Genomic DNA, 20,697 nt, shown 5'->3' on the forward strand with positions numbered 1-20,697 from the left:
TTCACCCCCGCCTTGAGATGTTAGGGTTCAGCCGGCCGCGCGCAACCACGCCTTCGGCTCGCGCCCGCGCGGCTGGTGTGCGCCGAGCGCGCGGCACAGGTCGGCCATCGCCGACAGGCTGTGGATCGGCCGGAAATCGTCGACATGGGGCAGCATCGCCCGGATGCCGCTCGCCCGGGCCGAGAAGCCCTCGAAGCGCAGCAAGGGGTTGAGCCAGACGAGGCGCCGGCAGGAGCGGCGCAGGCGGTCCATCTCGTGGGTCAGGTCCTGCGTCACCTCGCGCTCGAGCCCGTCGGTGAAGAGCAGCACCACCGCGCCGCCCCCGAGCACCCGGCGCGACCAGTTCCGGTTGAACAGGTGCAGGGCCTCGGCGATGCGGGTGCCCCCCTCCCAGTCCTGCGCCCGGGCGCTGGCGCGGGCCAGGGCCTCGTCGGGGTCGCGGCGGGTCAGCTCGCGGGTGATGTTGGTGAGCCGGGTCGCGAAGACGAAGCTGTGGACCCGGCGCTGCTCGGAGAGCCCGTGCAGGAAGTGCAGGAAGAGACGGGAATACTCCGCCATCGAGCCGGAGATGTCGCACAAAGCCACGATCGGCGGCGGCCGCTCCCGCGGCGCCCGGAAGGCGAGGTCGATGGCGCCGCCCGCCCGCACCGTGCGCTGGAAGCTGCGGCGCGGGTCGATGCGCCCGCGCGGCCGCGCTTCGAACCGCCGGGTGCGGGTCGCGTCGTCGGGCAGCCGCAAGGACGCGATGAGGCGACGGGCCTGGGCCACCTCCTCGGCGCTCATCTGGGCGAAGTCCTTGGCCTTCAGCACCTCGGCCTGCGACACCGACAGGGTGACGGTGGTCAGGTCCTCCTCGGTGATCTTCGGCTTGGGCCGTTCGCTCTTCGGCGACAGGGCCTCCTGCACCCGCAGCGCCCCGGCATTCGGGGGCTTGGGCGGCGCCTTGTCGGGGGCGACCGGCGACATCTGGGCGATCATCTTCTCGATGAGGTCGCGCCGGCGCCAGAACAGCCGGAAGGCTTCGGCGAACAGGGCCGAGTGCTCGTGCCGGCGGACCAGCACGGCGTGGAGCGTCCAATAAAAATCCTCGCGGCTGCCGATGGCCGCGGCCTCCACCGCCTCGACGGCGTCGATCACGTCGCCGGGCCCGACCGGCACGCCGGCGGCGCGCAGGGCCCGGGCGAAGTAGGCGATGTTGTCGGGAAGCCGGCCAGTACCCTCGCTCATCCGGCGGACGATCTCACCTCGTCGAGAAGCGCCTTGGCGCGCCCGCCCTGCATCGCCTGGATGTCGTCCTGGTACTTCAGCAGCACGCCGAGCGTGTCGATGACGAGCGTGGGATCGAGCGCGATGGCGTCGAGCTCGACGAGGGCGGTGGCCCAGTCCAGCGTTTCGGCGACCCCCGGCGCCTTGAACAGGTCCTCCTTGCGGATCGCCTGCACGAAGCCGACCACCTGCCGCGACAGGGCCTCGGGGGCCTCCGGCAGGCGGGTGCGCAGGATCTGCAGCTCGCGCGCCGCGTCCGGGTAATCGACCCAGTGATAGAGGCAGCGGCGCTTGAGGGCGTCGTGGATCTCGCGGGTGCGGTTCGAGGTCAGGATCACCAGCGGCGGCTCGGGCGCGCGCACGGTGCCGAGTTCGGGAATCGTCACCTGGAAGTCGGACAGGACCTCGAGCAGGAAGGCCTCGAAGGCCTCGTCGGTGCGGTCGAGCTCGTCGATCAGCAGCACCGGCGCCCCGCCCTCCCCCGGCTCCAGCGCCTGGAGCAGCGGCCGGCGGATCAGGTAGCGCTCGGAGAAGAGTTCGGATTCGAGCCGCGCGCGGTCGACGGCGCCGCCGGCCTCGGCGAGGCGGATCGCCATCATCTGGCCGGCATAGTTCCACTCGTAGACCGCCGCCGCGACGTCGAGCCCCTCGTAGCATTGCAGCCGGATCAGCGGCCGTCCGAGGGATTTCGCCAGCACCTTGGCGATCTCGGTCTTGCCGACGCCGGCCTCGCCTTCGAGGAAGAGCGGCCGCTTCAGCTTGAGCGACAGGAACACGACGGTGGAGAGGGCACGGTCGGCGACGTAGCCGGCCGAGGCGAGCAGTGCCTGGGTGGCGTCGATGGAGGTGGGGAGGGTCATTCGGCGGAAGAGGCTTCTCGCGGGGGCGGTGGGCTTTCCACCAGGGGTCTTTGCGCTGATGATGGATATTGGAGCGGAACCGCGCCAATCCAGTCCCTCCCCCCTCTGCGGGGAAAGGTGTCCTGCGACGCAGGACGGGAGAGGGGAACCGGCTTCCGGAGAGGGGTCGCGACCACCATGACGTGCGCCCGCTGGATCAGCGTCGCGCTGCCCCTCTCCCGCCCGGCTCACGAGTGCTTCGCACTCGTGAGCCGGGCGCCCTCCCTCGCGGAGGGGGGAGGGTTGAGCACGTCGCGCCCTATCGATCCGCCGCCTTCTGCACCGCGCGGCGGGCCATCACGCCGATGAGGTGCGCCCGGTACGCCGCATCCGCGTGGATGTCGCTGTTGAGGCCATCGGCCGACGGCGACATGCCCTCCAGCGACTTCGCGGCGAAGCGCTTGCCCAGAGCCTCCTCGGCCTCGGTCCAGCGGAAGACGCCGTTCGAGCCCGCGCCCGTCACCGTGACGCGGATGTCGCTCGGGCGCTTGGCCACGAACACGCCGACGAGGGCGTAGCGCGAGGCCGGGTTGCGGAATTTCTCGTAGGCCGCCTTGTGGGGGATCGGGAACGAGACGCCGGTGACGATCTCGCCTTCTTCCAGCGCCGTCTCGAACAGGCCGGTGAAGAACTCCTCCGCGGCGAGCTTGCGCTTGTTGGTGCTGATCGTGGCGCCGAGCGCCAGGCATGCCGCCGGATAGTCCGCCGCCGGGTCGTTGTTGGCGACCGAGCCGCCGATCGTGCCGCGGTGGCGCACCGCCGGGTCGCCGATGAGCGCCGCGAGCTCGGCGAGCGCGGGGATCGCCTCCTTGACGTCGGCCGACTCGGCCACCGCGCCGTGGGTGGTCATCGCGCCGATCGTGACCGAGCGCGGGCTGCGCTCGATCCCGACGAGGTCCGGCACCTTGCCGAGGTCGATCAGCGTGCCGGGGGCGGCGAGGCGCTGCTTCATCGTCGGGATCAGGGTGTGGCCGCCGGCGACGAGCTTGGCGTCCTCGCCGGCGAGCAGGCTCACGGCCTCCTTGAGGCTGGTCGGCTGGTGATAGGCGAAAGCGTACATGATGCTCTCCAGACTTTGTCTTATACCGGCGCGCCTTGCCATCGACACGTCGATGGCAAGGCGTTCGGCGCATCAGCGCCGGCGTCCATTCGGGCTTGCCCAGCGCCTTCGAACGGGTGCGGTCGAAGGCGCTGGGATATTATTCCGCGGCTTCCGGGCGCAGGTGGGGGCTCGCCTGCGCGGCCCGCCACACCGCGAGCGGCGTCGCCGGCATCACGATGTTCTCGTGGCCGAGCGCGTCGGTGAGCGCGTTCATCACCGCCGCCGGGGCCGCGATGGCGCCGGCCTCGCCGCAGCCCTTGATGCCGAGCGGGTTCGACGGGCACGGCGTCACCGTCATGCCGACCTCGAACGAGGGCAGGTCCGCCGCCCGCGGCATGCGGTAATCCATGAAGCTCGCGGTGACGAGCTGCCCGTCCGAGTCGTACAGTGCGCCCTCGAACAGGGCCTGGCCGACGCCCTGCGCGATGCCGCCATGGACCTGGCCCTCGACGATCATCGGATTGATGACGTTGCCGAAGTCGTCCACCGCCGTGAACTTCTCGATGGTGACGACGCCGGTATCGGGATCGACCTCGAGCTCGCAGATGTGCATGCCGGCCGGGAAGGTGAAGTTGGTGGGGTCGTAGAACGCCCCCTCCTTCAGCCCGGGCTCGAGCTGCGCGCCGCTGAACTTGTGGGCGACGTAGGCCTGCAACGCCACCTCGCCGAAGGCCAGCGACTTGTCGGTGCCGGCGACCGAGAAGCGGCCGTCCTTGAACTCGATGTCGTCCTCGCCGGCCTCGAGCGCGTAGGCCGCGACCTTGCGGCCCTTGGCCACCACCTTGTCGATTGCCTTGGCGATGGCCGACATGCCGACCGCGCCGGAGCGCGAGCCGTAGGTGCCCATGCCGAACTGCACCTTGTCGGTGTCGCCATGCACGATGGTGACGCTCTCGATCGGCACGCCGAGCCGGTCGGAGACGAGCTGCGCGAAGGTGGTCTCGTGGCCCTGGCCGTGGCTGTGCGAGCCGGTCAGCACCTCGATCGAGCCGGTCGGGTTCACCCGCACCTCGGCCGATTCCCACAGGCCCACGCCGGCGCCGAGCGAGCCCACCGCCTGAGACGGGGCGATGCCGCAGGCCTCGATGTAGGACGAGAAGCCGATGCCGCGCAGCTTGCCGTTGCGGGCGCTCTCGCGCCGGCGCCGGGGAAAGCCCTTGTGGTCGGCGATCTCGAGCGCCTTGTCGAGCGAGGCCGAGTAGTCGCCGCCGTCATACATCATGATGACGGGCGTCTGGTGCGGGAAGCTCTTGACGTAGTTCCTGCGCCGGAACTTCGCCGGGTCCTGGTTCAGCTCGCGCGCCGCGACCTCGACCAGCCGCTCGATGACGAAGGTCGCCTCGGGCCGCCCGGCGCCGCGATAGGCATCGACCGGCGCGGTGTTGGTGTAGACCCCGTCCACCTCGCAGTAGATCGCCGGGATGTTGTACTGGCCCGACAGGAGCGGCGCGTAGAGGTAGGTCGGCACCGACGAGGCGAAGGTCGACAGGTAGGCGCCGAGATTGGCGATGGTATGGACCTTGAGGGCCAGGATCTTGCCGCTCTCGTCGGTCGCGAGTTCCGCATGGGTGACGTGATCGCGCCCGTGGGCGTCGCACAGGAAGGCCTCGGTGCGGTCGCTCGTCCACTTCACCGGCCGGCCGACCTTCTTGGCCGCCCAGACGCAGACCGTCTCCTCGGCATAGATGAAGATCTTCGAGCCGAAGCCGCCCCCGACGTCGGGCGCCACCACCCGCAGCTTGTTCTCCGGCGCGATGCCGATGAAGGCCGAGAGCACGAGGCGCGCCACGTGCGGGTTCTGGCTCGTGGTGTAGAGGGTGAAGGCCTCCTCCGCCTCGTCGTACTCGCCCACCGCCGCGCGGGGCTCGATCGGGTTCGGCACCAGCCGGTTGTTGACGATGTCGAGCTTGGTGACGTGCGCCGCGCGGGCGAAGGCCGCCTCGACGTCGGCCTGGTTGCCGAGGTGCCAGTTGAACACCGTGTTGTCGGGGGCGACGTCGTGGACCACGGTGCCGGCGCCTGCGGCCTTGGCGGTCTCGACCACCGCCGGGAGCAGGTTGTAGTCGACGCTGATCGCCTCGGCGGCGTCCTTGGCCTGGGCCAGGGTCTCGGCGATGACCACCGCGACGTGGTCGCCGACGTAGCGCACCTTGCCCTGGGCGAGCGCCGGGTGCGCCCCGGCCTTCATCGGCGTGCCGTCCTTGGAGTGGATCATCCAGCCGCAGATCAGGCCGCCGACCTTGTCGGCCGCCAGATCCTCGCCGGTCAGGATCCCGACCACCCCCGGCATTGACGCTGCGGCCGAGGTGTCGATGCCGCGGATCTCGGCGTGAGCGTGCGGCGAGCGCAGGAAATAGGCATAGGCCTGGCCCGGACGGTTGTAGTCGTCGACGTAGCGGCCCTTGCCGGTGATGAAGCGCTGGTCTTCCTTGCGGCGCACCGAGGCGCCGATGCCGGTGGCGGTCATGCGTGTCTCTCCCGGATCTTGCCTGATGGGCCGGCGCTGACGCGGTGAGGCCGGCCTCGTTCTGTCGTGGCGTGTCGTTATGGTTGGTCCGGATGGCGCGGACGATTTTTTGATGGGGCGCAGGTTTCTAACCCTCCCCCCCTCTGCGGGGGAGGGTGGCGAACGCAGTGAGCGCAGCGGGACGCAGTCCCGCCGAGAGGGGCAGCGCGACGCCATGGAATGTGGCGTCCTTCATGGCGCGCGCGACCTCTCCGGAAGCGGCCTCCCCCCTCCCGCCCCGCGCACGAGTGCTTCGCACTCGCAGCGGGGCACCCTCCCCCGCAGAGGGGGGAGGGTTCGGGGTGGTGCTATTCCGCCGCGACCTTCTGCGGCTCAGATGTCATCGCCTCGGCGCCGGCCGCGATGGCCTTCACGATGTTGTGGTAGCCGGTGCACCGGCAGATGTTCCCTTCCAGCTCGTGCCGGATGGTGTGCTCGTCGAGGGCGTTGCCCTTGCGGCGCACGAGGTCCACGGCCGTCATGATCATGCCGGGGGTGCAGTAGCCGCATTGCAGGCCGTGATGCTCGCGGAACGCCGCCTGCATCGGATGCAGGTCGCCGCCGGCGGCCAGGCCCTCGATGGTCGTGACCGAGCGGCCGTTGCACTGCACCGCCAGCACGGTGCAGGCCTTGATCGCCTCGCCGTCGAGGTGGACCACGCAGGCGCCGCACTGGCTGGTGTCGCAGCCGACATGGGTGCCGGTGAGACGAAGGGTGTCGCGCAGGTACTGCACCAGCAGCGTGCGCGGGTCGATGTCGGCGGTCACGGCCTTGCCGTTCACCGTCAGGCTGACAGCGCTCATGGGGTGACGTCCTCCTCCTGGACCAGGACACCTTGGCCGAAGACCCGCGGATCCTGTCTGTCGGACCCTGTTGCTCGTGGTGGCCGGGCCGGCCGTGCCTCTCTGGAATCGCTCGAATTCGAGTGTCAACCGGGCGGAAGCGCCGGTCAAGGCGCTCCGCCTCGGCCTTTTGGCGCGAGAACCGGCCGATTCCGGCCGATTTTCGCTGTTCAACCCGATTGCCTCGCAACAAGTTGATCGCCCGCGATCGAACCTGTCGCGACGATCGGGCGCGGCTCAGGCGGCCGAGTTCGCGCCCTGAACCTCCTTGGCGAACGTGTCGAAGAAGGTGTCGGCATATTTCTTTGCGACGCCGTTGATCAGGCGCCCGCCGAGCTGGGCGAGCTTGCCGCCGACGCTGGCCTCGACGTCGTAGGTCATCTTGGTCTGGCCGTCCTCGGCCGGCGCGAGGCGCACCACGGCCCCGCCCTTCGCGAAGCCCGCGACGCCACCCTGGCCCTCGCCGGTGATGCGGTAGCCGTTCGGCGCGTCGATGTCGGTCAGCGTCACCTTGCCCTTGAAGGTCGCCTTCACGGGGCCGACCGCGATCTTGGCGGCGGCCTGCAGCTCGTTGTCGCCGACCTTCTCAAGGGACTCGCAGCCCGGGATGCAGCGCTTGAGCACCTCCGGGTCGTTGAGCTTCTCCCACACCGTCTGCTGGTCGGCCGGCAGCACGACCTCGCCGGTCATCGTCATCGCCATGGCGGCGCTCCCCCATCGTTCACTTCGGCTTCGCCGTCGACGGTAGCGGAGCGGTTGCCGCGGGGCCAGTCGACCTTTCGCACACCCGCCCGGCGGCACCCGATTGTGGAGTGGTGCGGTGCTTGCTAAGCCTCACGCCAGGGAACGGCCGTGACACCCGTATGAGCGGGGCGCGGCCAGGGAGGTCCGGGCGCAAAGCCCGCGAACGGAGAACGTGACCGCATGGAGGTCTTCGCGCAGCAGCTCATCAACGGGCTGACGCTTGGGTCGATCTACGGCCTCATCGCCATCGGCTACACGATGGTGTTCGGCATCATCGGCATGATCAACTTCGCCCATGGCGACGTGTTCATGCTCTCGGCCTTCATCGCGCTGATCACCTTCCTGATCGTCACGACCTGGCTCGGCATCTCGTCGATCGCGCTGGCGCTGCTCATCGTGCTGATCGTCGCGATGCTGCTGACCGCCCTGTGGGGCTGGTCGATCGAGCGCATCGCCTACCGGCCCCTGCGCGGGTCGTTCCGGCTGGCGCCGCTGATCTCGGCGATCGGCGTCTCGATCTTCCTGTCGAACTTCGTCCAGGTGGTGCAGGGCGCCCGCAACAAGCCGACGCCGCCGATGATGCGCGACGTGATCACCCTGTGGACCGGCGATAACGGTTACGCGGTGGCGCTGTCGTACAAGCAGATCATCATCATGCTGACCACCGTGGTGCTGCTGGCCGGGTTCTGGTACCTGGTGCAGAAGACGCCGCTCGGCCGCGCCCAGCGCGCCTGCGAGCAGGACCGCAAGATGGCCGCGCTGCTCGGCATCGACGTCGACCGCACGATCTCCCTGACCTTCGTGCTGGGTGCCGCCCTGGCGGCGGTCGCCGGCACGATGTACCTGCTCTATTACGGGGTCGTGTCCTTCGCGGACGGCTTCACGCCCGGCGTCAAGGCCTTCACGGCGGCGGTGCTCGGCGGCATCGGCAGCCTGCCCGGCGCGGTGCTCGGCGGTCTCCTCATCGGCCTCGTCGAGACCTTCTGGTCGGCGTATTTCTCCATCGAGTACAAGGACGTGGCGGCTTTCTCGATCCTCGCGATCGTGCTCATCTTCATGCCGTCCGGCATCCTCGGCCGGCCCGAGGTCGAGAAGGTCTGATGGCGAATCCGGCCCATACCCTGGCGGCCAGCACCGCCGCCGACCGCGCCGCCCCCGACGTGGCGGGCATCGTCAAGGACGCGGCGCTGTTCGCGCTCGTCACCTTCGGCCTCTGCGTGCCGATCGTCGCCTTCCGCACCGACCTGAGCCAGACCTCGGCCCTCGACCTCGTGCCGCGCTGGGGCCTCGTCGCGATCCTGTGCGGCATCGTCTTCATCGTGCGGCTGGCCCAGCGCCTGATCCTCGCCGGCCGCGACGCGCGCCGGGCGCTCACGCCCGCGCCGGACCAGGCGACCGAGGCGGTCGGCGCGACGCCGAACGCCGCGCAGAAGGTCTCGGCGTACGCCCTGCCGGCCTTCCTCGGGGTGACGCTGACCTTCCCGCTGCTCGTCGTGCTCGGCACCGGGGGCCTCGGCGAATCGCGCTACTGGATCGACCTCGGCATCCTGATCCTCACCTACGTGATGCTGGGCTGGGGCCTCAACATCGTGGTCGGCCTCGCGGGCCTCCTCGATCTCGGCTACGTCGCGTTCTACGCCGTCGGCGCCTATTCCTACGCCCTCCTCTCGACGGTGTTCGGCCTGTCGTTCTGGATCTGCCTGCCCCTCGCCGGGCTGTTCGCGGGCCTCTGGGGCATGGTGCTGGGCTTCCCCGTGCTGCGCCTGCGCGGCGACTACCTCGCCATCGTGACGCTGGCCTTCGGCGAGATCATCCGCCTCGTCCTCATCAACTGGACCGACTTCTCGGGCGGCGCCGCCGGCCTCTCGTCGATCCCGCGCGCCACCTTCTTCGGGATCCCGTTCACGGCGGACGAGGACGGGTTCGCGGCGAAGTTCGGGCTCGACTTCAGCCCGATGCACCGGGTGATCTTCCTCTACTACCTGATCCTGGCACTCGCCTTGATCACCAACGGCGTGACGCTTCGCCTGCGCCGCCTGCCGATCGGCCGGGCCTGGGAGGCCCTGCGCGAGGACGAGATCGCCTGCCGCTCGCTCGGCATCAACACCACCAACACCAAGCTCACCGCCTTCGCGCTCGGCGCGATGTTCGGGGGCTTCGCCGGCTCGTTCTTCGCGGTGCGCCAGGGCTTCGTCAGCCCGGAGAGCTTCAACTTCCTCGAGAGCGCGATCATCCTGGCGATCGTGGTGCTCGGCGGCATGGGCTCGCAGATCGGCGTCGCGGTCGCGGCCGTGGCGATGGTCGGCGGGCCGGAGCTCCTGCGCAACCTCGGCTTCCTCAAGGCGGTGTTCGGCGACCACTTCGATCCGAGCGAGTACCGCCTGCTCTTGTTCGGCCTTGCCATGGTGATCATGATGATCTGGCGCCCCCGCGGCCTGATCTCGGAGCGTTCGCCCTCGATCGTGCTGAAGGAGCGCAAGCGCATCTCGGGCTCGCTCGTGAAGGAGGGCCACGGCTGATGGCCGACACCTTCGCTTCCCCCCGCATGGCCGACCCTGTCCTCACGGTCGACCACGTCACCATGCGCTTCGGCGGCCTCGTCGCGGTCAACGACCTGTCGTTCCGGGTCGGCCGCGGCGACATCACGGCGCTGATCGGCCCGAACGGCGCCGGCAAGACCACGGTCTTCAACTGCATCACCGGCTTCTACAAGCCGACCGAAGGCATGATGACCCTGCGCCACCGCGACGGCACGGAGTTCCTGCTCGAGCAGCTGCCCGGCTACGCGGTGAACCGGCGCGCCCACGTCGCCCGCACCTTCCAGAACATCCGCCTGTTCACCGGCATGACCGTGCTGGAGAACCTTCTGGTGGCCCAGCACAACCCCCTGATGCTGGCCTCCGGCTACACGATCGCGGGGCTCCTCGGCCTGCCCACCTACCGGAAGGCAGAGAAGGCGGCGGTCGAGAAGGCGACGGCCTGGCTCGAGCGGATCCACCTGATGCACCGCGCCGACGACCCGGCGGGCGACCTGCCCTACGGCGACCAGCGCCGGCTCGAGATCGCCCGGGCGATGTGCACCGATCCGGTCCTGCTCTGCCTCGACGAGCCGGCGGCCGGCCTCAACCCGCGCGAATCGCTGCTCCTCAACGACCTGCTGCGGGCGATCCGCGACGATTACGACACCTCGGTGCTGCTGATCGAGCACGACATGTCGGTGGTGATGGAGATCTCCGACCACGTCGTGGTGCTCGATTACGGCACCAAGATCGCCGACGGGACGCCGGCGGAGATCCAGAGCGACCAGAGCGTCATCGCCGCCTATCTCGGCGTCGAGGACGAGGAGGTGGAGAAGGTCGAGGCGGAGGTGGGGGTATGACCGTCGCGACGTGGCTCGCCTTCGCGGCCTCGTCCGCGATCCTGCTGGTGATCCCGGGCCCGACGATCCTGCTCGTCGTGTCCTACGCCATCGGCAGCGGCCTGCGGGCCGCCCTGCCGGCGGCGATCGGCGTCGCGCTCGGCGACCTCACCGCCATGACCCTGTCGCTCCTCGGCCTCGGCGCTCTGCTCGCGGCCTCCGCCACCCTGTTCACGGTGCTCAAGTGGTGCGGCGCCGCCTACCTGGTCTGGCTCGGCATCAAGCTGTGGCGGGCGGGCGCGCAGATCCAGGCGGCGCCGCGCTCCGGCGCGCCGGCCCTCAGGATGGCCGCCCATGCCTGGCTCGTCACCACCCTCAACCCGAAGAGCCTGACCTTCTTCGTGGCCTTCCTGCCCCAGTTCCTCGATCCGCGAGGGGATCTCTTGACCCAGATGGTGGTGTTCGAGGCGACCTTCGTCGCCCTCGCCTTCCTCAACGCCTTCGCCTACGCCGTGGTCGCCTCGCGGGCCCGCGGGCTTGCCGCCAGCCCGGCCCGGGTGCGGCTGATGAACCGCCTCGGCGGCAGCCTGCTGATCGGCGCCGGCTTCGCCGCCGCCCGGAGCACGCCGTGAGCGTCGCCGGCATCAACGTCCTGGTGGACGAGACCCGCGCCCGGGCCGCCGGCACCCGGGCCCCGCTCCTCACGGTGCGCGGGGTGAAGACCTATTACGGGAACATCATCGCGCTCAAAGGGGTCGATCTCGACGTCAACGAGGGCGAGATCGTCACCCTGATCGGCGCCAACGGGGCCGGCAAGTCGACCCTGATGATGACGATCTTCGGCAGCCCCCGGGCGCGGGAGGGCACGATCACCTATGCGGGCCGGGACATCACGAAGATGCCGACCCACGAGATCGCCCGCCTCAACCTGGCGCAGTCGCCGGAGGGGCGGCGGATCTTCCCGCGCATGACCGTCTACGAGAACCTGCAGATGGGGGCGGCGGTCAATGGCGGCGCCCATTTCGAGCAGGACCTGGAGCGGGTCTGCGCGATGTTCCCGCGCCTCAAGGAGCGGCTCTACCAGCGCGGCGGCACGATGTCGGGCGGCGAGCAGCAGATGCTGGCGATCGCCCGCGCCCTGATGAGCCGGCCGCGCCTGCTGCTCCTCGACGAGCCGTCGCTGGGCCTCGCGCCGCTCATCGTCAAGCAGATCTTCTCCGCCATCAAGGAGCTCAACGAGCGCGACGGCATGACGGTGTTCCTCGTCGAGCAGAACGCCTACCACGCCCTGAAGCTGGCGCACCGCGGCTACGTCATGGTGACCGGCACCATCACCATGTCGGGCACCGGCAAGCAGCTCCTCGACGACCCGTCGGTGAAGGCCGCCTATCTCGAGGGGGGACGGCACTGATGCAGGGGATCCTCTACGAGGAGAGCACGGTCTGGCTCTTCCTCCTCGTCACCGTGGTGATGGGCGGCTGGATGGCCTGGATGATCGGGCGCGGCATCGCGCTCGGCTGGCGGCCGTACTGGCAGGCGGTGCTGTCGCTGCTGCTCCTCGGCATCGCCGTGCGCTTCATCCACCACGCCCTGTTCGAGGGCAGCTTCCTGTCGCCGCACTACTACGTGGTCGACACGATCGTGCTGCTCGTCATCGGCTCGGCCGGCTACCGCGCCACCCGCGCGCGGCAGATGACGACGCAGTACCGCTGGCTCTACGAGCGCAGCGGACCGCTGAGCTGGCGCGCGAAGGCGGCAGGCTGAGCGCCCGGCCCCGCGCCTCAGCGGGCGCGGGACTTCACGCATGCCGGGGCCGAGGGCTCCGGCGCACCCGATCCGGGGCCTCCCAAGGGTCCCGGTCTCCCGGCCGAAAGGGCCCGCGAGCCCGACATCCACGTCGATCCAGAGGAGTACAGAGATGAAGCGCACGCTACTGGCCGGCTTCGCCCTCGCGGCCGGCCTCGCCTGGGCCGGATCGGCGCAGGCCCAGATCAAGATCGGCGTCGCCGGCCCGATCACCGGCCCGAACGCCGCCTTCGGCGCGCAGCTCAAGAACGGCGCCGAGCAGGCCGTCGCCGACATCAACAAGGCCGGCGGCATCAACGGCCAGAAGATCGTCCTGTCCATCGGCGACGACGCCTCCGACCCGAAGCAGGGCGTCTCGGTCGCCAACAAGTTCGCCGCCGAGGGCGTGAAGGCCGTGGTCGGCCACTTCAACTCCGGCGTCTCGATCCCGGCCTCGGAGGTCTACGCCGAGTCCGGCATCGTCGAGATCACCCCGGCCTCGACCAACCCGAAATACACCGAGCGCAAGCTGTGGAACACGTTCCGCACCTGCGGCCGCGACGACCAGCAGGGCGCGGTCGCCGGCGCCTACCTGGCCGACAAGTTCAAGGGCAAGAACGTCGCCTTCGTGCACGACAAGACCCCCTACGGCCGCGGCCTCGCCGACGAGACCCTGAAGGCCCTCAAGGCCAAGGGCGGCAAGGACGTGGTGTTCGAGGGCATCAACCCGGGCGAGAAGGACTACTCGGCGCTCGTCTCGAAGCTGAAGCAGGCCAAGGCCGACGTGGTCTATTACGGCGGCCTGCACACCGAGGCCGGCCTGATCGTGCGCCAAATGCGCGACCAGGGCCTCAACGCCCCGCTGATGAGCGGCGACGGCATCACCGACAAGGAGTTCGCCCAGATCGCCGGCCCGGGCGCCGACGGCACGCTGATGACCTTCGCGCCGGACGCCCGCAAGAACCCCAACGCCAAGGACGTCGTGGCGGCCTTCAAGGCCAAGAACATCGACCCCGAGGCCTACACCCTCTACTCCTACGCCGCCGTCCAGATCCTGAAGGCCGCCATGGAGGCCACCAAGTCCACCGACGGCAAGAAGGTCGCGGCCTACATGGCCGAGGGCAAGCCGTTCAAGACGGCGATCGGCGACATCTCGTACGACAAGAAGGGTGACATCACCCGTCCCGACTACGTGATGTACATGTGGAAGAAGGGCGGCGACGGCCGGATCGACTACACCGGCAACGAGCTGACCCAGTAAAGCCTGCAAGACCCTCGGGTCGGCCCGGCGCCCTGCGCGCCGGGCGCTTTGCCGTTGACGAAGCCGTGTGTTCGTCACACCCACGGCTTGCGCGTCCCATCGCCTCACCTTACATGCTCAGCAAGCGTTAGAAGGCCATCAGCGCGCCCGGCACCTCGGCCGAGCACCCGTACGGCCGGGCGCGTCGCGACCCGATTTTCGAAGATGTGCTCCCGGTGGCGCCGACCGCGACGGCGACCCGGGCGGAGAGTGTGAATGGCGAAAGAAGAGTTGATGCAGTTCGACGGTCTCGTGCTCGAGATCCTGCCGGACGCGCGTTACCGCGTGCAGCTCGACCAGGGCCACGAGATCGTGGCCTACACGGCCGGCAAGATGAAGAAGAACCGCATCAAGACTCTGGCCGGCGACCGGGTCACCGTCGAGATGTCGCCCTACGACCTCGAGAAGGGCCGTCTGGTGTTCCGTCACAAGGACGAGCGCAGTGCCGGCCCGCGCCCGCCGTTCCGCGGCGGCAGCCAGTTCCGCCGGCGCTGACCTTCGTCACAAGACCTGTCTCTGCGCGGGGCTGGGGTTAAGAACCCTGGCCTTTTGCGCATCTGAAGAGACCTGCCACAGAGACTTGCCATGACCCGCCCCCTGGTGATCGCCCCCTCGATCCTGTCGGCCGACTTCGCCCGGCTCGGCGAGGAGGTCCGCGACGTCGTCGCGGCCGGGGCCGACTGGGTCCATATCGACGTGATGGACGGCCATTTCGTGCCGAACCTCACCTTCGGGCCGGTGGTGGTGAAGGCGCTGCGGCCGCACACGAAAGCCGTGTTCGACGTCCACCTGATGATCGCCCCGGCCGACCCCTACCTCGCGGCCTTCGCGGAGGCGGGAGCCGACATCATCACGGTCCATGCCGAGGCGGGTCCTCACCTGCACCGCTCGCTCCAGACCATCCGGGCGCTCGGCAAGAAGGCGGGCGTCGCGATCAACCCGGGCTCGCCCGCGAGCCTGGTCGAGCCGGTGCTCGACATGGTCGACCTCGTGCTCTGCATGACCGTCAACCCGGGCTTCGGCGGCCAGAGCTTCATCGGCTCGGTCTGCGAGACCGTCTCGCGCATGCGCGCGATGGTGGGCGGCCGCGACATCGACATCGAGGTCGACGGCGGGGTGACGCCGGAGACGGCGCCGGCGGTGGTGAAGGCGGGCGCGAACGCGCTGGTCGCGGGCTCGGCCACCTTCAAGGGCGGGCGCGAGGCCTACGGCGCCAACATCGCGGCGATCCGCCGGGCGGCGGAGGGTGCGGCGGGGCAGTGGGTGTAGGTCGGGACCGGGCCGGTAGCGCGATGCTCCGTTATGCCGCGCACACCCTCCGATGGACTGACCGCGAAGGAGGGCTCCAGACGGCTCGGCGATCCCTGGAGCCCTCCTTCGAGGCCTCCGCTGCGCTCCGGCGCCTCAGGATGTGGTGGAGGGTAGGATGGACCGCGGTCGACCATCGCCGGACCCGGCAAGCATCCTCGACGCTGATCAGCGCCCGGCGACCCGTCGGATCGTCCCTGAAAACGCCCGGGCCTGGCGCGGCGGCGGGGTGTCCGCCACGATCCGCGCCGCCCGCCGGTCGAGGCGGGCGGCCGAGCGGCGGAGCGTGACGACGCCGAGCGCCGCGGCGCCCCCCACGAGGCAGGGCACCAGCACCAGGGCATAGGTCGTCAGGCTCATCATCGCAGGGTCGTCAACGTCAGCCTCGCACCGAAGTGTAGACCAACGCCGAGCACGAACCAAACGACCATCAGCGCGAGGGCGGGCGCAGTGACGCGGCCCGTCGTCGCCATGGCGGCGGTCAGCGGTGCGACGATGCCCGTGATGGCGAAGCCGGCCGCGCCGATATTCATCAGGTTGGCGGTGAGCTTCACCTGCTCGTTGTGGACGAGGATGTCGCGGGCGAGCTGGGCCCGCTCCCGCTCCGCCGCCTCGTCGCCGTCCTGCTCATCCTCTCCTTCGGGTTGCAGCCCGCTCGCCATGCGCGATCCGGGCCCCGGTCAGGCACGGCCGGATTTGGGATAGCCCCGCGGCGCCATGGTGCCGGCGGTGCCGCGGTGGCCGACCCACTTCGCCAGTTCCTCCCCCGCCACGGTGCGGGTGCGCCCGGCGCTGTCGGGCCAGGTCAGGCCGTCGGCGAGACGGAAGATCACGACCGAGTCGAGGGCGCCGTCGCGGTACTTCTGCAGCCGGACGCCCTTGCCGCGGACCATCTCGGGGATCTCGGCGAGCGGGAAGACGGTCAGCATCCGGTTGGTGCCGCAGGCGGCGACGTGGTCGCCCTCCCCCACCTCGACGACGAGGCTCGCCGTCGCCGGATCGTCGAGGCCGATCACCTGCTTGCCCTTGCGGGTGTTGGCGACGAGCCCGTCGGCCGGGGTGACGAAGCCGCGGCCGTCCGTGGTGGTGAGCAGGAGCTTCACGCCGGGCTTGTGCGCCCAGACGGTGACGATCTCCGATCCCTCGTCCATGTCGACCATCAGGCGGATCGGATCGCCGAAGCCGCGCCCGCCCGGGAGCTTGGCGGCTTCGAGGGTGAAGACCTTGCCGTTCGAGGCGAGCACCAGGATCTTGGCGGTGGTCTCGGTCGGGAAGCTCACCTTGAGCGTGTCGTCGCCCTTGAACTGCACGGCCGAGAGGTCGGCGACGTGGCCCTTGAGCGCCCGGATCCAGCCCTTCTGCGACACGATCACGGTGATCGGCTCGCGCTCGACCATCGCCTCGGAAAAGTCGATGCCGGAGGTGTCGGGCGGGTTCTCGAGGGTGGTGCGGCGGCGCCCGATCGCGGTCTCGGGGCCGTAGGTCTTGCGCACCGCCCGGATCTGGGTGGCGATCGCCTTCCACTGCTTCTCGTCGGAGCCGAGCAGGCCGTCGAGTTCGGCCTTCTCCGTGGTGAGCGTGTCGAGCTCGCGCTTCAGCTCCATCTCCTCAAGCTTGCGCAGGGAGCGGAGGCGCGTGTCGAGGATGGCGTTGGCCTGCAATTCGGTCAGTTCGAAGACCCGCATCAGCTCGGCCTTCGGCTCGTCCTCCTCGCGGATGATCTGGATCACCCGGTCGAGGTCGAGATAGACGATGAGCAGGCCGCCCAGGATCTCGAGCCGCCGCTCGATCTGCGCGAGGCGGTGGCGCGAGCGGCGCTGCAGCACGACACGGCGGTGGTCGAGCCACTCGCGCAGGGCCTCCGCCAGGCCGATCACCCGCGGCACCGTCCCGCCGACCAGCACGTTCATGTTGAGCGAGATGCGGCTCTCCAGCTCGGTGAGCCGGAAGAGCGATTCCATCAGCACGACGGGATCGACGGTCCGCGAGCGCGGCTCGAGCACCACCCGCACGTCCTCGGCCGATTCGTCGCGCACGTCGGCCAGGAGCGGCAGCTTCTTCTCCTGGAGAAGCTCGGCCATCTTCTCGATCAGCCGCGCCTTCGGCACGCCGTACGGGATCTCGGTGACGACCACCGCCCAGGTGCCGCGGCCGAGATCCTCCTTCTGCCAGCGCGCCCGGACCCGGAAACCACCGCGCCCGGTGCGGTAGGCCTCGGCGATCGAGGCCGCGGAATCGATGACGATGCCGCCGGTCGGGAAGTCCGGGCCCTTGACGAAGGTGGTCAGCTGCTCGGACGTCGCGGCCGGGTGGGTGATGAGGTAGAGCGCCGCCTCGCACAGCTCCGCCGCGTTGTGCGGCGGGATCGAGGTCGCCATGCCGACCGCGATGCCCTGCGAGCCGTTGGCGAGAAGGTTCGGGAAGGCCGCCGGGAGGACGACGGGTTCCTCTTCCTGCCCGTCGTAGTTCGGGCGGAAGTCGACCGCGTCCTCGTCCATCCCCTCGAGGAGGAGGCGGGCGACTTCGGTCATCCGGCACTCGGTGTAGCGCTGGGCCGCCGGGTTGTCGCCGTCGATGTTGCCGAAATTGCCCTGGCCGTCGACGAGCGGGTAGCGCTGGGCGAAGTCCTGGGCGAGGCGCACGAGCGCGTCGTAGACCGCGACGTCGCCGTGCGGATGGTACTTGCCGATCACGTCGCCGACGACGCGGGCGCATTTCTTGTACGCGCTGCCGGGATCGAGGCGCAAAAGCCGCATCGCGTGCAGGATGCGCCGGTGGACGGGCTTCAGGCCGTCGCGGGCATCGGGCAGCGCCCGGTGCATGATGGTCGAGAGCGCGTAGGCGAGGTAGCGCTCCTCCAGCGCCGCCTTCAGGTCGACGTTCTCGATCCCGTCGCGGTCGGAGGGTGGCTCGAAGGGCTTTCCCATGGGCGGACGTCAACTCACGATTTCGGCGGTCTCAAGACCAGAACATAACACGAACATTCACCGATTGCCAGGAACGAGAGGACAACCCGTCCGTGCAGTCGGGCGGCGATCACCCGGCCCCGGCGGTGCCGAGGGCGACGAAGCGGAGCCGCTCCTCCGGCTCGGCGACGTCGCGCGGGGCCCAGATGTGCTGGTCGAGGAAATAACCCGTTAAGGTAAAGCCTTGCTTGACCTCCCGGGCCGTCGGCACGTTGAGGCCGCGGCGGTCGGGCCGGTCGACCAGGAAGTCGGGGAGCGCCAGCAGCCGGTCGCGCCAGGGCTCGCCGGCGGCGGCGCTGACCGCCCGTCCGCTCTTCGGCGAGACGTAGGCCAGGTACTCGTTGGTGCCGGTGGCGGCGCAGGCCGAGAGGTCGAGGCCGAAGCCGAGCTCGGCCAGCACCGCGAGCTCGAAGCGCACCATCAGGGCGGGCGCCACCTCCGGCTCGTGCAGGTGCTCGATCAGCACGCGCGCCGCGGCGAACAGGGCCGGGTGGGGATCGCGCTCGGGCAGGAGCCGCATCAGCCCGGCGGCGTAGCCGATGCCGTAGAGGGCGAGGCGCGAGCCGATCAGCCGGGCGCTGGCGCTCTCGAGCGGCTCGACCGCGTAGGCGCCGAGGCTGTCGTCGAGGCGCGCCCGCCACACCGCCCGCACCAGGTTGCCGGGTTGCAGCACCGGCTGCATCCGGCGCGAGCGCCCACCATGGACGAGGCCGAGATGCCGGCCATGCGCCGCCGTCATCAGCTCGAGGACGACGCCGGTCTCGCCGTGCCGCCGCGCCCCGAGAACCAGCCCGTCATCCGTCCACTGCATGGGGTGATAGATAACGTCTCGCGCACCGGAACTGAACCGGCGCGCGCAAGACCGGCCCCGTCCGTCAGGCCGGCGGCAGCAGCACCGCGAACGAGATGCGCGTGCCCCGTCCGGGCTCGCTCGCGACGCCGATCTGCCCGCCCATCAGCTCGACGAGGTGGCGGCAGATCACCAGGCCGAGGCCGCTGCCGCCGAAGCGGCGGCGGATCGATTCGTCGCCCTGGCCGAACGGCACGAACAGCCGCTCCTGCTGCGCCGCCGACATGCCGATGCCGGTGTCGCTCACCGTGAACAGCAGGCGGCCGGCGCCGGTCCGGTTGGTGTCCGGTGCGACCGCCAGCACGATCCGGCCCGCCGGCGTGAACTTCACCGCGTTGGTGAGAAGGTTGAGGAGCACCTGGCGCAGGCGCCCGATATCGCCCAGCACCCAGGTCGGGACGGCGGGATCGCGCACCACCTCCACGGTCACGCTCTTGCCGGAGACGGACCCGCGCGCGAGGGCGGCGGTCCCGTCCAGGAGCTCGGTCATCAGGAAGGGCTCCGGGTCGAGGGCGACCTGGCCGGCCTCGATCTGGGCCACGTCGAGCACGTCGTCGACCACCCGCAGCAGGATCTCGCCGGCCTCCTGGACGGCGGCGAGGTGGCGCAGGGTCTCGGGCTCGCGGGAGCGGGTGAGCATGTGCTCGGTGTAGCCGAGCACGGCGTTGAGGGGGTTGCGGATCTCGTGGCTCATCATCGCCAGGAAATCCGACTTCGCGCGGTTGGCCTGCTCGGCCCCCTCCTTGGCGGTGGAGAGCGCGTGCTCGGCCCGCTTGCGGGCGGTGATGTCGAGGGTCAGGCCGACGATGCGCCCGCTCAGGCCGTGGGCGTCGTCGAGGACGCGCCCGAGGCTCTGGATCCAGCGCGTGCCGCCGTGCTCCGTCGTCACCCGCACGTCGACCGAGAACGGGGTGCGGGTAGTGACGGCCTTCGTCACAGCGTCCCACAGCACCGACCGGTCGTCGGCATGGACCAGCCCGGTCCAGGCCGAGGAGGTGATGACGCTGGCCTGCGCCGGGAGGCCGTGCAGGCGCGCGCCCTCCGCCGAGAGGGAGAGGGCGCCGGTGCGCATGTTCCAGTCCCACAGGCCGACGCCGGCGGCCTTGTGGGTCAGGAGCAGCAGGTTGGTGGTGGCCTCGAGCGCCTGGTTGTCGGCCACGACCTCGTCGACGTCGGCCGCGCTCACCATCCAGGCGACGATCGCGCCGCCCTCGCGGACCGGGACGAGGTCGGTCTGGTGCCAGTGCCAGCGCCCGCTGGCGTCGCGCAGGCGGATCGTGAGGTCGTAGGGCTGGCCGGATCCGATCGCCGCGGTGCGGGCCGCCGCCGCCCGGACGCGGTCCTTGGGATGGATCGCGCCGTCCAAGCCGTCGGGCCCGCCGAGCGGGGTGCCGATCTCGCGCGCGGACCGGTTGGCGAAGCGCACGGCGCCCTCGCGGTCGAGCATCCAGATCTTCTGCGGCAACGCATCGAGGAGCAGGTGCGAGGGAAGCCCGCCCGGCCCCGGCCCGCCGCTCGGCAGCGCATGCCCGAGGGCGTCGTCCGGTCCATCGACCGGAACGCCCTCGACCGGATGCGCGGTCCGCGCCGTCATCAGCATTCGACCTCGATCATGCCGGGCACCGGGAGACCGGGTACCCGCGCGACGCCCGCGCGCGGATCCCGCCACGCCGTCAGCCGCCGATCGCGCCCAGCCGAATCGGGCAAATCCCGACACAGGCATGTGCTAACCTAAGGGCGCAGTTTGTCCAAGAGCCGATGAGGTAATCTG

General features: G+C 70.1%; 20 protein-coding genes. 9 read left to right on the forward strand and 11 right to left on the reverse strand.

Features of this window, described 5'->3' with window-relative positions:
• Positions 1-27: 27 nt before the first annotated feature.
• The 6 genes from EU555_RS04850 to EU555_RS04875 all read right to left on the reverse strand — a co-directional run bounded on the left by EU555_RS04850 (position 28) and on the right by EU555_RS04875 (position 7,317).
• A complete protein-coding gene (locus EU555_RS04850) occupies positions 28-1,227 on the reverse strand; it encodes a vWA domain-containing protein (protein ID WP_135413545.1) in 1,200 nt (399 codons plus the stop codon).
• A complete protein-coding gene (locus tag EU555_RS04855; protein ID WP_135413546.1) occupies positions 1,224-2,126 on the reverse strand; it encodes an AAA family ATPase in 903 nt (300 codons plus the stop codon). The genes EU555_RS04850 and EU555_RS04855 overlap by 4 nt, the downstream gene beginning before the upstream one ends.
• Before the next feature lie 298 nt (positions 2,127-2,424).
• Positions 2,425-3,225: an FAD binding domain-containing protein gene (locus EU555_RS04860; RefSeq protein ID WP_135413547.1), complete on the reverse strand. Its 801-nt coding sequence runs from the start codon at positions 3,223-3,225 to the stop codon at positions 2,425-2,427.
• Positions 3,226-3,364: 139 nt separating this feature from the next.
• Entirely contained in the window at positions 3,365-5,734 is a 2,370-nt protein-coding gene (locus EU555_RS04865; protein WP_135413548.1) for a xanthine dehydrogenase family protein molybdopterin-binding subunit, read from the reverse strand.
• Between the two features lie 347 nt (positions 5,735-6,081).
• Positions 6,082-6,576 carry a (2Fe-2S)-binding protein gene (locus EU555_RS04870; RefSeq protein WP_135413549.1) on the reverse strand — a complete coding sequence of 165 codons (495 nt, stop codon included), beginning with the start codon at positions 6,574-6,576 and terminating at the stop codon, positions 6,082-6,084.
• A 276-nt stretch (positions 6,577-6,852) separates the two neighbouring features.
• Positions 6,853-7,317 (reverse strand): SRPBCC family protein, encoded by a 465-nt coding sequence (locus tag EU555_RS04875; RefSeq protein WP_135413550.1) that lies wholly within the window; start codon positions 7,315-7,317, stop codon positions 6,853-6,855.
• 222 nt (positions 7,318-7,539) lie between these two features.
• Between EU555_RS04875 and EU555_RS04880 the strand changes: the two genes are divergently transcribed.
• From EU555_RS04880 to rpe, 9 genes are all read left to right on the forward strand, one after another.
• Positions 7,540-8,460 (forward strand): branched-chain amino acid ABC transporter permease, encoded by a 921-nt coding sequence (locus tag EU555_RS04880; protein ID WP_135413551.1) that lies wholly within the window; start codon positions 7,540-7,542, stop codon positions 8,458-8,460.
• Positions 8,460-9,878 (forward strand): high-affinity branched-chain amino acid ABC transporter permease LivM, encoded by a 1,419-nt coding sequence (livM, locus tag EU555_RS04885; RefSeq protein WP_135413552.1) that lies wholly within the window; start codon positions 8,460-8,462, stop codon positions 9,876-9,878. The genes EU555_RS04880 and livM overlap by 1 nt, the downstream gene beginning before the upstream one ends.
• Positions 9,878-10,738 carry an ABC transporter ATP-binding protein gene (locus tag EU555_RS04890; protein WP_135413553.1) on the forward strand — a complete coding sequence of 287 codons (861 nt, stop codon included), beginning with the start codon at positions 9,878-9,880 and terminating at the stop codon, positions 10,736-10,738. Before livM ends, EU555_RS04890 begins: the two co-directional genes overlap by 1 nt.
• Entirely contained in the window at positions 10,735-11,349 is a 615-nt protein-coding gene (locus EU555_RS04895) for a LysE family translocator (protein WP_135413554.1), read from the forward strand. The genes EU555_RS04890 and EU555_RS04895 overlap by 4 nt, the downstream gene beginning before the upstream one ends.
• Positions 11,346-12,128 carry an ABC transporter ATP-binding protein gene (locus EU555_RS04900; RefSeq protein ID WP_205820777.1) on the forward strand — a complete coding sequence of 261 codons (783 nt, stop codon included), beginning with the start codon at positions 11,346-11,348 and terminating at the stop codon, positions 12,126-12,128. The genes EU555_RS04895 and EU555_RS04900 overlap by 4 nt, the downstream gene beginning before the upstream one ends.
• Positions 12,128-12,481 (forward strand): DUF6867 family protein, encoded by a 354-nt coding sequence (locus EU555_RS04905; protein WP_135413555.1) that lies wholly within the window; start codon positions 12,128-12,130, stop codon positions 12,479-12,481. Before EU555_RS04900 ends, EU555_RS04905 begins: the two co-directional genes overlap by 1 nt.
• 154 nt (positions 12,482-12,635) lie before the next feature.
• A complete protein-coding gene (locus EU555_RS04910) occupies positions 12,636-13,763 on the forward strand; it encodes a branched-chain amino acid ABC transporter substrate-binding protein (RefSeq protein WP_135413556.1) in 1,128 nt (375 codons plus the stop codon).
• A gap of 255 nt (positions 13,764-14,018) precedes the next feature.
• Positions 14,019-14,297, forward strand: coding sequence for a translation initiation factor IF-1 (gene infA, locus EU555_RS04915; RefSeq protein ID WP_135413557.1), 279 nt, complete (start codon positions 14,019-14,021; stop codon positions 14,295-14,297).
• A 90-nt stretch (positions 14,298-14,387) separates the two neighbouring features.
• Positions 14,388-15,071, forward strand: coding sequence for a ribulose-phosphate 3-epimerase (gene rpe, locus EU555_RS04920; protein WP_135413558.1), 684 nt, complete (start codon positions 14,388-14,390; stop codon positions 15,069-15,071).
• Positions 15,072-15,278: 207 nt separating this feature from the next.
• Here the strand turns inward: rpe and EU555_RS04930 are convergent, their stop codons facing one another.
• From EU555_RS04930 to EU555_RS04950, 5 genes are all read right to left on the reverse strand, one after another.
• Positions 15,279-15,473 (reverse strand): hypothetical protein, encoded by a 195-nt coding sequence (locus tag EU555_RS04930; protein ID WP_135413559.1) that lies wholly within the window; start codon positions 15,471-15,473, stop codon positions 15,279-15,281.
• Positions 15,470-15,772, reverse strand: a complete 303-nt coding sequence (locus EU555_RS04935) for a hypothetical protein (protein ID WP_135413560.1) — start codon at positions 15,770-15,772, stop codon at positions 15,470-15,472. The genes EU555_RS04930 and EU555_RS04935 overlap by 4 nt, the downstream gene beginning before the upstream one ends.
• An 18-nt stretch (positions 15,773-15,790) precedes the next feature.
• Positions 15,791-18,037: a DNA topoisomerase IV subunit A gene (parC, locus tag EU555_RS04940; RefSeq protein ID WP_135413561.1), complete on the reverse strand. Its 2,247-nt coding sequence runs from the start codon at positions 18,035-18,037 to the stop codon at positions 15,791-15,793.
• Positions 18,038-18,146: 109 nt separating this feature from the next.
• Positions 18,147-18,887 (reverse strand): DNA repair protein RecO, encoded by a 741-nt coding sequence (gene recO / locus EU555_RS04945; RefSeq protein WP_135413562.1) that lies wholly within the window; start codon positions 18,885-18,887, stop codon positions 18,147-18,149.
• 64 nt (positions 18,888-18,951) lie between these two features.
• On the reverse strand, positions 18,952-20,520 hold the full coding sequence (locus EU555_RS04950) for a PAS domain-containing sensor histidine kinase (protein ID WP_167858439.1): 1,569 nt from the start codon (positions 20,518-20,520) through the stop codon (positions 18,952-18,954).
• Positions 20,521-20,697 lie beyond the last annotated feature (177 nt).

It is taken from the genome of Methylobacterium nonmethylotrophicum (genome assembly GCF_004745635.1).
GTDB classification, from domain to species: Bacteria; Pseudomonadota; Alphaproteobacteria; order Rhizobiales; family Beijerinckiaceae; genus Methylobacterium; species Methylobacterium nonmethylotrophicum.

Bases quoted from the DNA above. Each gene is read 5' to 3' on its own strand.
- EU555_RS04850 (WP_135413545.1), bottom strand. From the start codon at position 1,227: ATGAGCGAGGGTACTGGCCGGCTTCCCGACAACATCGCCTACTTCGCC.
- EU555_RS04855 (WP_135413546.1), bottom strand. From the start codon at position 2,126: ATGACCCTCCCCACCTCCATCGACGCCACCCAGGCACTGCTCGCCTCG.
- EU555_RS04860 (WP_135413547.1), bottom strand. From the start codon at position 3,225: ATGTACGCTTTCGCCTATCACCAGCCGACCAGCCTCAAGGAGGCCGTG.
- EU555_RS04865 (WP_135413548.1), bottom strand. From the start codon at position 5,734: ATGACCGCCACCGGCATCGGCGCCTCGGTGCGCCGCAAGGAAGACCAG.
- EU555_RS04870 (WP_135413549.1), bottom strand. From the start codon at position 6,576: ATGAGCGCTGTCAGCCTGACGGTGAACGGCAAGGCCGTGACCGCCGAC.
- EU555_RS04875 (WP_135413550.1), bottom strand. From the start codon at position 7,317: ATGGCGATGACGATGACCGGCGAGGTCGTGCTGCCGGCCGACCAGCAG.
- EU555_RS04880 (WP_135413551.1), top strand. From the start codon at position 7,540: ATGGAGGTCTTCGCGCAGCAGCTCATCAACGGGCTGACGCTTGGGTCG.
- livM (WP_135413552.1), top strand. From the start codon at position 8,460: ATGGCGAATCCGGCCCATACCCTGGCGGCCAGCACCGCCGCCGACCGC.
- EU555_RS04890 (WP_135413553.1), top strand. From the start codon at position 9,878: ATGGCCGACACCTTCGCTTCCCCCCGCATGGCCGACCCTGTCCTCACG.
- EU555_RS04895 (WP_135413554.1), top strand. From the start codon at position 10,735: ATGACCGTCGCGACGTGGCTCGCCTTCGCGGCCTCGTCCGCGATCCTG.
- EU555_RS04905 (WP_135413555.1), top strand. From the start codon at position 12,128: ATGCAGGGGATCCTCTACGAGGAGAGCACGGTCTGGCTCTTCCTCCTC.
- EU555_RS04910 (WP_135413556.1), top strand. From the start codon at position 12,636: ATGAAGCGCACGCTACTGGCCGGCTTCGCCCTCGCGGCCGGCCTCGCC.
- infA (WP_135413557.1), top strand. From the start codon at position 14,019: ATGGCGAAAGAAGAGTTGATGCAGTTCGACGGTCTCGTGCTCGAGATC.
- rpe (WP_135413558.1), top strand. From the start codon at position 14,388: ATGACCCGCCCCCTGGTGATCGCCCCCTCGATCCTGTCGGCCGACTTC.
- EU555_RS04930 (WP_135413559.1), bottom strand. From the start codon at position 15,473: ATGATGAGCCTGACGACCTATGCCCTGGTGCTGGTGCCCTGCCTCGTG.
- EU555_RS04935 (WP_135413560.1), bottom strand. From the start codon at position 15,772: ATGGCGAGCGGGCTGCAACCCGAAGGAGAGGATGAGCAGGACGGCGAC.
- parC (WP_135413561.1), bottom strand. From the start codon at position 18,037: ATGGGAAAGCCCTTCGAGCCACCCTCCGACCGCGACGGGATCGAGAAC.
- recO (WP_135413562.1), bottom strand. From the start codon at position 18,887: ATGCAGTGGACGGATGACGGGCTGGTTCTCGGGGCGCGGCGGCACGGC.
- EU555_RS04950 (WP_167858439.1), bottom strand. From the start codon at position 20,520: ATGACGGCGCGGACCGCGCATCCGGTCGAGGGCGTTCCGGTCGATGGA.